Here is a 12,390-nt window from a genome sequence, read left to right on the forward strand (position 1 = left end):
TTGGATAGGGGAAATACAAAAAGATCCACTTTACAATTGTAAAATGGGTCTTTTTGTATTTATATCGATTATATTGTTATCTCAATTCCGGAAAGTCCTGCTTTAAGGCATCTTCCATAATAGTGAACTCTGAGTTTAAGATAGCTGCAAGTTGCGGTATATCAACAGTGTCAATTTCATAAGTAAGTTTATTACATATGTCTTTTGCAGTGGCATTTTCAAGCATTTCAAAAGAAGGCTTAATATTATGTGCAATAGCACCGATGCCTTTAAGGTCGTTATCGGCTACGGCCGTTTTAAGTTCGTCCATCTTGCCACTTACGGACGAGATAAACGTTTTTAAACAGTCGATAAGAAACTCCTGATTTCCTCCCGAGATGGTTTCAAGGTATTCCAGTGAATAAACTTTGTCGTCCGATGGTAACGATTCTGGATCTGCAAGTTGTTTTAGTGCATTGATGCTATTGGCTGTAAAGGGTTTTTCAAGAAACGAATAGCCTTCAGGGGTGTTTCCGTTTCCGGAAGTTCCTGTTTTAGTTATTGCAACAGGCAGTTCGTTTTTTAATTCCTTTCTTATATAGTCAAAAGTCTGGTAGGCATTAAGAGGCGTAGCACCTTCTGCAATAACCAAAATTGCGCCTTCATCATTTTTTTTTATCCATTGAATGGCTTCGTAGCTGCTGGTAAAACCTTGCACAATCCAGTTTTTATTTTCCGCTAAACGGATAAATTCTTCTCTCTCGGCAGCATCACTTTCTACCAGTAGTATTGTTGTATTCTTATTCATTATCGTAATCGTATAATTCTAATTAAGACGGCAGGTTCTTTTTTACAAAGGGTTCTACCATATATTTTCGTATAACATCCTGCAATGCATCATAGTTAATAGGCTTAGTAATATAATCATCCATGCCCAGTCGTAAACACTCTTCTCTTTCGCCTAAAAGCGCCCTTGCAGTGATGGCTACAATAGGTATGTGGGTGCCCGGCCTTTCAATAGAACGTATCTTTTCCGTAGCTTCAAAACCACTCATTTCCGGCATTTGTATGTCCATAAAAATGACATCCAGTTCCTGAGCTTCGTATGCTTTTACGGCCTCAAGTCCGTTTTCTGCTAACTGAATGTTGGCATTCGGAATTATTTTCTGGATGATGGTTTTAGCCAGCATTTGGTTTACAGGGTTGTCTTCTGCAATAAGTACCTTAAACGGAGCTTCAAAGCCTGTGTTAAGATTGATAACTTCGATATCTTCTTCCACAGAATCAGCACGATGAATGTTATTCAGTAATTCAAACAGCTGGTTGCTCACTATAGGTTTGGTTACATTAAAGCGTATATTTAGGTCTATACATGCCTGAATTAATTTTTCATCATCAATAGAACTGTGCAGTAGCATAACCGGTAATTTATCGGCACCCAGGTTTAGGGTTTCCCTTATTTGCTTAACAAGCTCCACACCATTAAGGTATGGCATGTTATAATCAATAATTGCCAGGTCGTAATTGCTGTCTTTTTCCAGCAATTCAATAGCTTCAATACCGTTAGATGCAAGCGTAGTATCTATGTTACGAACAGCAAGCATATCTTTAAGTATGGAAAGATTGTTGGCGTTATCATCAACAACAAGTACATTTTTTACATCAACCTTAGTCTTTTTAATGTCTGTTGTATCTGCTTCTGTCTTTAGTCTAATTCGGAAGGAGAAAGTGCTGCCTTTATTTACTTCACTTTCTACATAAAGGCTGCTGCCCATTATGGCTAACAGCTTATTGCTTATAGTTATTCCAAGGCCTGTACCTCCATATTTTCTAGTGGTAGAAGCATCTTCCTGATCAAAAGCATTAAATATTTTTTCTATGTTTTGCGGTGCTATACCTATGCCTGTATCACGGATAGAGAATGAAAATATCATTTCATCTTTAGAATCAAAACAAGGCATAGACGTTACCTTAAGTTCAATTTCTCCCTTAACGGTAAACTTAACGGCATTGCCCAAAAGGTTTACAAGTATTTGCCTAAGGCGAATAGGGTCGGCATGTATGAAACGTTTAATGTTTGGCTCTATATTCAATAATATTTCTAGCGATTTGGCATGCGCCTGATGCTTAACAATATCTATAGTTTGGCTGCAAAGCTGCAATAGGTCTGTTTTCTCCTGATCCAGTTCAAGCTTGCCGGCTTCTATTTTTGAGAAGTCAAGAATATCGTTAATAATATCTAATAGTGAATGTGCCGAAGTATTAACCATTTGCATGTATTTCTTTTGGCTGTCATTCAGTTCAGTCTTCATTAACAGGTCGCTAAACCCAATAACACCATTAAGCGGTGTCCTTATCTCGTGGCTCATATTTGCCAGGAATTCCGATTTCGACCTGCTCGCTGCTTCGGCTTTGTCTTTAGCGGTAGTTAAGGAAGATTCCATGTCTTTAAGGCGCGATATATCGGTAGCAATACCGAGGTAACCTGTAATTTCTCCTTTATGGTTTAGTACAGAGGTTATTACCAGGTGTACAGGGAAGGTGCTGCCGTCTTTACGTACAAATGTCCATTCGCGGGCATCAAATTTACCAAGCCTTGGTTTGTAGGTAAAAATGTCAAAGCCCGAGAAAGGCCTTCCATACTTTAGTTCGAGCTCTCTTGCACGTTTATTAATCTCCTCCTGTATATGAAATATCTGGACTTTCTGCCTGCCTATAAGTTCGTATGCACTATAGCCCAAAAGGTTTTCTGCACCTTTATTATATTTAATGATATTTCCATTGGTATCAGACTGAATTATAGCTACCTGTGTAGTAGCATTTAAAAGCCCTTCAAGCTCGTTAAGGCTTTTTTGCTGATTTTGTTCGGCATGTACCCTTTTAGAAATATCATTTATCTGTGATATAAAGTATAGCGGATTACCCTCTGCATCGCGTATTAACGATACATTAAGCAGTCCGTAAACCAGTTTTCCGGTTTTATGTATATAGCGTTTTTCAATACTATATGTAGTTCTTTTGTTTTGAAGCGTTTCATTAAGCAAAAGAAGATCGGCATCAAGATCGGCATCGAATGTCATATCCTGAAACGTAAGGCTCAAAAATTCATCGCGGGTGTAGCCAAGCATTTGCGATAAGGTTTCGTTTACCATCTGCCATTTCCCGTCCAGCCCTACTAAGGCCATTCCGTTTGGCGAATATTCAAAAGCACTTATAAAGCGGTTTGAGTTTTCGGTAGATAGCTCTTCCAGTCGTTTGCTAATCGTTATATCTTCTACCTGGGTAATCATAAGATCGTCATTGCCATCTTTCCCCTTAACCATAGATGTATTTACCCTGCACCAAATAGTTGCGCCGTTTCTCGTAAAAAACCTGCATTCTATGGTATAGCTTGGTATTTCTCCTGCAACAAGGCGCTCCCTGTATTCAGTTGCCATTTCAAGATCGTCGGGGTGCACCGTGTCGCGATAGGACATTGTGTTGAGATGGATCCTGTCATCCTCTGTAAAACCAAATATCTCAAGGCTGGCAGGATTAGCCATTAGTACCTGGCTGTTGGTGTTTACCAGTACAATACCTATTGCAGAATTGGTGTATATAGTCTCAAAACGTTCTTTTGTAAGCAGGTAATCCAGCTCTTCGAGTTTTTTTGTGTTTATATCCTGAAGCGCGCCATAAACCCTTACACAAATGCCATTTTCGATTTCCGGTTTCCCGAAAAAGCGTATCCATATTTCGTTGCCCTTTGCAGTAACAATTTTAAGTTCGGTGTCAAAAGGCTCGCCTGTTTCTAAAGCTTCATTAAAAATAGTAACGATGTTATCTCGGTGAACCCCTTCTTTAAAAAAGCTGATGCCTTCTTCTATAGTAGGGTTAAAATCATGGCATACTTCATGAATATCTTTAACAACATCTGTCCAGGTAAGTTTGCGGTTTACCATGTCTACTTCCCATCCGCCTATTCGGGCTATTTGGTTGGTAGACTCATATATTTTATTGAGTTTCTTTCGTTCTTCAACTTTATTTAAAAGGTTCTCTTTATAAATGCCGTCTTCCTTCTTAAACTTAAGAATAAGTCTATTCCCATCGGCGGTAGGAATGAATTTTCCAAAAGCATGAAGTGCAATAATCTTATTATTGGCATTTTGAAAAGCAATGATTTCGTTAAAATCAGTAGAATGCTTTTCGAGAAGACCAGTTATGATCTCCAAAAAAACATCATTGTTTTCGCTTCGTGCGATGTCGTAGTTCTCCGGATTGTAACCAAGCGTCTGCAAGAATGCATCGCTTAGGTATAACGCATCGGGCTTTGCACTGTTGCAAAACCACAAGCCATGTAAAACATCTGCTGTTATCCAGTTAAATAACTGGTCATTTTGTTTTAATAAATCCTGAAACTCGGTCTTTAGTAATCTTGACATAGTCGTGTATTAACAGGATTCCCCCCAAGCAATAAAAATATGGCAATACCTACTGAAAACCAAATAATTCACAATAAATACTTTAAAGCGTAAATAAATACGGAAAACTGCATTAATTGCTGTCATATAGAGTATTACAGGCTTATGGTTTAGATTTGCTTCCGGGCTCTAAGTTTAGTATATGTTAAGCTTTTGAGTCCGCCAATAATCTGGGAGCTGTATATGCCGGTTGAGCCGGAAAAAAAATAGGCAGTAAAGCAGGCAAGGCCTATGTAAATGCCGCAAGATGGGCCGAAGATTTCCATGCCCATTATAGTACAGGCAATTGGAGTATTTGTAGCACCTGAAAATACAGCGACAAATCCCATTCCTACCAGTAATGCCAGTGGCAGCGGAACAACCAAAAATAAGGCATTACCCAGTGTGGCGCCTACAAAGAAAAGCGGTGTAACTTCTCCGCCCTTAAAACCTGCCCCAAGAGTAAAAGTGGTAAGCAATAGTTTTAAAAGAAAAGCATAAGCAGGCAAATTATCTGTAAATGCAGCTGTTATGGTCGGTATGCCTAAGCCTACATATTGTGTTGTACCTAAATACCAAACTGTAGCCGCTATAAAAAATCCACCGATAAAAGGGCGTAACGGCGCATATGATATAAGGAACTTAAATAAACTTCCGTAAAAATGTACCAACTTAGAAAATAGCATGGCGGTTAATCCGAACGCAACACCACACCCAATAGTGAGTATAAGGTTAAAAGCTGTTATTTGAGGAATTTGCGGTATAAAGTACTGCGTATGCAAAACATTCCAGGCATGGCAGGTATAATGTGCAATAAAGGCAACAACTAGTGACGGTAATAGTGCTTTATATTTAAGGCCGCGTATAACCATAACCTCCAGGGCAAAAATGGCGCCGGCAAGCGGAGTGCCAAATACCGATGCAAACCCTGCACTTATTCCCATGATAAGGATTATTTGCCTGTCGTTATCAGACAGTTTAAAGAGATGGGTAAACTGGTCGGCAATCGCACCGCCCATTTGTACTGCTGTTCCTTCGCGTCCTGCAGATCCGCCAAACAAGTGTGTTGCCAGTGTGCCAAATAATACTAATGGTGCCATTCTGAAAGGTATTATTTGCTTAGGCGTATGAACTTCTTCCAATAACAGATTATTGCCCTTTACGACCGATTCCCCATAGTAGTGGTACATCAACCCTATAGCCAATCCGCCAAGTGGTAGTAGCGCTATAATCCAAACATGGCTTTCACGCCAGTTAGTTACCCAATTTAATGACGTGAGAAAAAACGCAGAGGCAGTACCAGTAAGTGCCCCAATAACAACAGCCAGTAACAGCCATTTTACAAGGTATTGTAATGTGAAAATTTGCGATACTTCTGCAATGTGTCTCTTAAAGTGTAGTGTTTTCATTTGTTTGCCTGATTAAATACATCTATTGTGGCATAAGCCATTGTATAGACGTCATCAGCTTACGGTAGATACCGTTGGGCGGTTCGGGGCAGACATCATTGCCATTAGAATTACAAATTTATAAAAATAAGTTTACATCTTTTACGGTATTCATATTTTAACTTCATTCGCCAAATTTTCACTGTTAATCTTGTTATAATTAATATTTAGTATAGTTAAAATTTGACTTAACTTTAAGTAAAATAGAATGTTATGGAGGTTTATTTTGTGGTTTTAAAGCTGCCAGGCAGTATAGAACTAAAATTTACAGATGGTAGCAGCCCCGAGAATTTTTGGGCACATGTTGCACAAATTATTAAAAACGGAGAAGCTAAAATTGTATCTGCACGTACAGATACCGGTGTGTCTGAAGAGCTAAGAAGCCACATAAACTGCAATTGTTTTGAAACCTATTTTTTATTTTACCTTATGTCTAATAAAAGTGAAATTAAAAATCACGAGTTGATTTTTGATAAGGCAAACGACCTGCTAAAGGTGGGAAATTACGAATCCGTTATTGACTGTAACGATAATTTTCAGCTTGTAACTTTAGACTACCAGGATATAATAGATCCTTCCATAAATTCCGGAACCGGTAATCCGTTGTTATCGGCATAGATAGTAAATCAGGTAACCTTTTCTTGTTATTATAGATATCTAAGGGTAATGCCAGGTTAACGTTTGCTTTATGTTGGCACACTACTTTCGCGCCAACTAATACAAACACAATTTTATTGATGAAAAAATTACTTATGCTGTTACTAATAATAACAGGTTTTTCTGCATATGCACAAAAGGCAGGTGTCATATCAGGAAAAATAGTAGATGCCGAAGGAAACTTTTCGCTTCCTGGAGCTACCGTAAGATTAGCAGACTCTAATCGCTACACAGTATCAAACCAAACCGGAGATTTCGAATTCCTTACCATTCCGGCAGGTTCTTATAAAGTAGAGGTGCTTTATTTAGGTTACCAGACACAATCGCAGGATGTAACGGTAGAAGAAGGTAAACATGCTGTTGTAAACTTTATACTTTCCAGCGGTTCTGAGACACTTAATGAAGTTGTTTTGGTAGGAGATGCACTTAGAGGACAGGCAAGGGCATTAAACCAGCAGAAAAACAATAAGAATATTACCAATGTAATATCATCTGACCAGGTAGGGCGTTTTCCCGACTCTAATATAGGAGATGCGTTAAAGCGTGTGCCTGGTATTACAATGCAAAATGACCAGGGCGAAGCACGTAATATTATCATCCGAGGACTTGCACCATCATTAAACTCGGTGACACTTAACGGCGACAGGATTCCTTCTGCTGAAGGAGATAACAGAAATGTACAGATGGACCTTATTCCATCGGATATGATTTCAACTATCGAAGTGAACAAAACACTTACTCCCGATATGGATGCTGATGCAATTGGTGGATCCGTTAACCTCATTACGCGTGCAACACCAAACGGAGAAAGAATATCTGCAACGCTTGCCGGCGGATACGGTCCTATAAGAGATCAGGGTATATATACTGCAGGTTTTGTATATGGTAACCGATTTGTTAATAACAGGTTAGGTGTTGTTGCCAGCGGATCGTACAATAACAACAACTTTGGGTCTGACAATATTGAGGCAGTTTGGGCTAAAGACGAATTTAATAACACCTATGTGCAGGAGCAGGCTATTCGTAACTACGATGTACAGCGTGTAAGAAGAAGTGTTGCTTTGGCAACCGACTTTAAATTTGACAACAACAATACTATTTATGCTAATGCTATCTATAACTGGAGAGACGACCGCGAAAATCGTTTTGCATTAACGTATGATGATATGGAGCCAATATACAATGGCGAAACAATTACAGGTTTTACAGGAAATGTAAAGCGTGAAAATAAGGGTGGTATAGATAGTAACCGTGGCAAAAGCCGCAGGCTTGAAGTACAGAAAGTACAGAACTATGCACTTCGTGGTGAACATCTTCTTAACTCTAAATTAGATTTAGACTGGTCTATGAACTATGCAGAGGCAAGCGAGAAAAAACCAAACGAGCGTTATATTGAGTTTGAACAGGAAGAGCTTGAAATGAGCCAGAACCTTAGCAACCCTAGAAAACCTTTTGTAACAACTACAGGTGAAGACTTATCGTCATTCGGTCTTTCTGAACTTACGCAAAGTACAGATGATACCAGTGAAAAAGAATTTGGTGCGAAGGTTAATATCCGTATTCCATTTTCTGTATTTGAAGGTCAGAAAGGAAGATTAAGAACAGGTCTTCGCGTACGCTTAAAAGATAAGGACAGAAACAATAGTTTCTACTCGTATGAGCCACTTTCAGGTGATGTTAGCCTTGCAGATGTACCTACTGTATATCTTGGAGGTAACGGTTTTAACCCTGGCAGCCAGTATGTAGGTGGTAACTTTGCTACGGCAAAATACCTTGGTGGGTTAGACCTTAATAACCCAACGCTATACAACAGGGAATCAGATCCGTCTGAATTCCTGGCGGTAAACTACAAAGCAAAAGAAAACATCTACGCAGGTTATGTGCGTTGGGACCAGGATTTTAACGACAAACTATCTATGATTCTTGGTGTTCGTATAGAAAATACCCACATAGATTATACAGGTAACAGGGTACTTGACGAAGAAGAGCTTGAAGGTACTGTTAACAATACCAACTCGTATACTAATGTATTGCCAAGTATTTCATTTAAGTACGATGTAAATAAAGATTTTGTACTTAGGGCTGCGGCTACCACAGCGTTGGCAAGGCCCAATTACTATGCGCTTGCACCGTACATTAATAATATTGCTGCTGATTCTGAGATACAGGCGGGTAACCCAAATCTTGATGCGACTTACTCATACAATTTCGATTTAATGGCAGAGAATTATTTTGAGTCAATTGGTCTTGTATCAGGTGGTGTGTTTTATAAAAACTTAAAAGACTTTATTTATACTTACAGTAATAACCAGTACTCTACAGCAGATTTTGCTGCTGATTTCCCAGGACAGGCAAACCCGGTTCCGGTTGGAGAAGAGTGGACATTTGTTCAGTCAAGAAACGGAAATAATGTAGATGTATATGGTTTTGAGGTGGCTTTTCAGCGTCAGCTTGATTTCCTTCCAGGATTCCTGAAATATTTCGGAGTATATGCTAACTATACGTATACCGATAGTAAAGCAAAAGGTATTACGAATGAAGATGGTGAAGAAAGAAAAAATGTTGGCCTTCCGGGTACTGCACCACACATGTTTAACGGATCGTTATCATGGGAGAACAGCCGTTTCTCTGCAAGGGCATCTGCTAACTTTGCATCAGATTACCTTGACGAACTTGGATCGGACGATTTTAATGACAGCTACTACGACAAGCAGTTTTTCCTTGACATAAATGCATCATTTAAGGTTACGAAAAACCTGAGCATTTTTGCGGAAGCAAAAAACCTTACCAATCAGCCGTTACGTTATTATCAGGGAATATCTTCACGAGTAATGCAGTTAGAATATTACCAGGCACGTTTTAACCTGGGCGTTAAATTTGACCTTTAATAGATTATGAGAATTAGAAAAATTATAGCCGCTTTACTGTTTGTAGGACTGTACTTTTCATGCAGCACAAAACTTGCATCGGTAAGGGCAGATGCTCTTAAACCCGCTGTCGTAACACAGCAAACACTACACGATACAGACGATCCCGCAATTTGGATAAATCCACAGGATGCTACAAAAAGCCTTGTTATTGGTACAGATAAAGATACCGATGGCGGATTGTATATGTACGACCTTAATGGCAAAATCGTTAAAAAATCTATCCCGTTATTAAGACCTAACAATGTTGATATTGCGTACGGACTTATAATCAACGGTAAAAAAACAGATATCGCTGTTACTACCGAAAGGCTTAGCAATAAGATACGAATTTTTAGCCTGCCCAATCTTGAGCCGATAGACAATGGCGGTATTGAAGTTTTTACAGGCGAAGCAGAGCGCGACCCTATGGGTGTATCGCTTTATACACGCCCTTCAGACAATGCTATTTTTGCAATTGTAGGAAGAAAAACAGGTCCTTCGGGAACATATTTATGGCAGTATGAACTTTCCGGATCTACAGGAAAAGTTACTGCTAATGTGGTAAGGAAATTTGGAAAGTTCAGCGGTAAAAAAGAGATAGAAGCCATAGCTGTAGACAACGAGCTGGGGTACATTTATTACTGTGATGAACAGTCCGGTATTCGTAAATACATGGCAGACCCGGCCCTTAAAAACGATACTGAGATCGCCTTTTTTGGCACTACAGGTTTTAAAGCAGATAACGAAGGTATAGCCATTTACAAAAAAGATGCTAAAACAGGTTACATACTTGTGTCTAACCAACAGGCAAATACATTTATGGTATATCCGCGTGAAGGCGCAAACGGTAACCCTAACGAGTACCCGCTACTGGCAGAAGTTCCTACATCTACCATAGAGTGTGATGGTGCCGATGTTACCAATGTAAATCTTGGCGGTAAATTTCACAACGGAATGTTTGTAGCCATGAGTAACGGTATGACGTTTCATTACTACACATTGGATGATATACAAGCCCGTATAGATTTGCAAAAAAAGAAATAAAGATAGTTAGTAGGTTTAGTTTAGTTAAAAATCCTCTTTCCATTCGTGGAAAGGGGATTTTTTTATTTCGGCATCTGCCAAAAGCCGTTTCTCGACAGTACCACTCCAATTCTAGGTGATACACGGCGAATTCTAAATAGCCGTTTTTTAGCCTGGTTTATTAATTAATTTCGACACTTCAATAAATATTGGCTAGTAAAAAGCGGTGTATTTATTAAAACACAATGGAAAGTTTAAGAGTGTTAATCTGTTGCTTTAAAAGTGATTAATTGATTGAGTTAAATAATGAAGAAGAAAACCCTGAAAATTTCTGCCGTAGTAGCACTTATTATTATAGGAAGCCTTTTGTATGGCTACTACGGTTTTTTGTATAAGTCTGCCAGAGATATAAGCAGCGAAACATCTGCATTTACAGTGCCTGCACATGGTCTTGCGGGAGAGTATGCTGCTAATGTTAAAACTGCAGATGCCAAATACCTTAACCAGGCTATAGAAATAAATGGAAAAGTTACAGAAATACGTGATTCTTTGGTAATACTGGACGCTAATGTGGTTTGTGGATTTGATGCCCTTCCTGCCGATGCCGCTGTAAATAAAAATGTAACCATAAAAGGGAGATGTATTGGGTTTGATGAACTTTTTGGCGAAGTAAAACTCGATCAGTGCACTATTAAACATTAACTAATTAATACACATGAAGCGATTTTTTTTACTAACAGCATGTTTGTTCGGTTTGGCAACAGCCTACAGCCAGGACGACCTGCTAAATGAACTGGATTCTACTCAGGTATCCGATACTTATGCCACAGCCGCCTTTAAGGGCTTGCAGATAGTTACGTTGCAAACCACTAAAATGCCTGCAAAAAAAGAATTTTACTTTGTAGTATCCCACCGCTTTGGTACGGTAAAAGACGGTATTTCTGAGTTTTTTGGACTTGACCACGCCACTACAAAAATAGGAGGGGTTTATGGTATTACCGATTGGCTTTCGGTTAGTGCCTCACGCCATACTTTGCTTAAGGTATATGAAGCCGGACTTAAATACAGGGTGGCAAGGCAGAGTGCCGATTTTCCGGTAGATATTGTAGGGTATAATACTGTAGACGTAAATACTTTTCTTGAAAAAGAAAACTATCCGAAGATTGAATTTGCCGACAGGCTTACTTACATCTCGCAGATATTGATATCAAGAAAATTCTCTGATAAGCTTTCATTCGAACTGATTCCCTCATATATACATAAAAACCTGTACAACCCTGCTATAGAAAATGATAGTCAGTTTTCATTAGGAGCAGGAGGCAGGATGAAACTTACTAAAAGGCTTTCGCTTAATATGGAGTATATGCAAAATTTTGATAAGCCTTCTTTCTATACCAATCCGCTGTCGGTTGGACTGGATATAGATACCGGCGGACACGTATTCCAACTGTTGTTCACCAACTCGCAGGCAATGACGGAAGGTGGTTATGTAACAAATGCTGCGGGCGACTGGGGTAAGGGCGATTTTTTCTTTGGGTTTAATTTATACAGGGTTTTTTAATATGAAAGCGAAAATATTTTTAGGGATATCACTACTCATTGCTGGTTTATATAGTTGCGATTCGCATACGTATGAAGAAATTGAAGATGTGCCTGTAGTAGTAGAGAGGGTAACTTATAATGCCAACATAAAATCTATTATAGATGCTCAGTGTACCAGCTGTCATGCAGCAGGAAGAACAGCATCGTTCAGGCCACTTACAAATTACGCAGAGGTAAAAGATGCTGTAGAAAATGCAGGACTTTTGCAGCGTATTCAGCTTGAAAATGGAGAACCAGGTGTGATGCCTCAGAGTGGACGTATGCCGCAGGGACGAATTGACCTGATACTACAATGGAATACACAGGGATTACTGGAAAATTAATAGAAAATAT

At 39.1% G+C, this 12,390-nt stretch carries 9 protein-coding genes; 6 read left to right on the top strand and 3 right to left on the bottom strand.

Going from position 1 to position 12,390, the window contains the following annotated elements:
• Positions 1 to 76: 76 nt before the first annotated feature.
• The 3 genes from ALW18_11700 to ALW18_11710 form a co-directional block, all read right to left on the bottom strand.
• Complete coding sequence (locus tag ALW18_11700; protein AOE53123.1) at positions 77 to 787, bottom strand: hypothetical protein; 711 nt, start codon at positions 785 to 787, stop codon at positions 77 to 79.
• A 22-nt stretch (positions 788 to 809) separates the two neighbouring features.
• Positions 810 to 4,400, bottom strand: coding sequence for a diguanylate cyclase (locus tag ALW18_11705; GenBank protein ID AOE53124.1), 3,591 nt, complete (start codon positions 4,398 to 4,400; stop codon positions 810 to 812).
• Between the two features lie 149 nt (positions 4,401 to 4,549).
• A complete protein-coding gene (locus tag ALW18_11710) occupies positions 4,550 to 5,827 on the bottom strand; it encodes a chloride channel protein (protein AOE53125.1) in 1,278 nt (425 codons plus the stop codon).
• Between the two features lie 252 nt (positions 5,828 to 6,079).
• On the opposite strand from ALW18_11710, the gene ALW18_11715 reads away from it, so the two are divergent.
• The 6 genes from ALW18_11715 (at position 6,080) to ALW18_11740 (ending at position 12,380) form a co-directional block, all read left to right on the top strand.
• Entirely contained in the window at positions 6,080 to 6,484 is a 405-nt protein-coding gene (locus ALW18_11715) for a hypothetical protein (GenBank protein AOE53126.1), read from the top strand.
• Positions 6,485 to 6,603: 119 nt separating this feature from the next.
• Positions 6,604 to 9,411, top strand: coding sequence for a TonB-dependent receptor (locus ALW18_11720; GenBank protein ID AOE53127.1), 2,808 nt, complete (start codon positions 6,604 to 6,606; stop codon positions 9,409 to 9,411).
• A gap of 6 nt (positions 9,412 to 9,417) precedes the next feature.
• The gene (locus ALW18_11725) at positions 9,418 to 10,476 is read left to right on the top strand and encodes a 3-phytase (GenBank protein ID AOE53128.1); all 1,059 of its coding nucleotides are present in this window, start codon (positions 9,418 to 9,420) and stop codon (positions 10,474 to 10,476) included.
• A 285-nt stretch (positions 10,477 to 10,761) separates the two neighbouring features.
• Complete coding sequence (locus ALW18_11730) at positions 10,762 to 11,157, top strand: hypothetical protein (protein ID AOE53129.1); 396 nt, start codon at positions 10,762 to 10,764, stop codon at positions 11,155 to 11,157.
• Between the two features lie 13 nt (positions 11,158 to 11,170).
• Positions 11,171 to 12,016 (top strand): hypothetical protein, encoded by an 846-nt coding sequence (locus ALW18_11735; GenBank protein ID AOE53130.1) that lies wholly within the window; start codon positions 11,171 to 11,173, stop codon positions 12,014 to 12,016.
• 1 nt (position 12,017) lies between these two features.
• Positions 12,018 to 12,380 carry a hypothetical protein gene (locus tag ALW18_11740; GenBank protein ID AOE53131.1) on the top strand — a complete coding sequence of 121 codons (363 nt, stop codon included), beginning with the start codon at positions 12,018 to 12,020 and terminating at the stop codon, positions 12,378 to 12,380.
• Positions 12,381 to 12,390: the final 10 nt, after the last annotated feature.

Origin of the sequence: Flavobacterium psychrophilum (assembly GCA_001708385.1) — a bacterium.
In the GTDB taxonomy this organism is placed as follows: Bacteria; Bacteroidota; Bacteroidia; order Flavobacteriales; family Flavobacteriaceae; genus Flavobacterium; species Flavobacterium psychrophilum_A.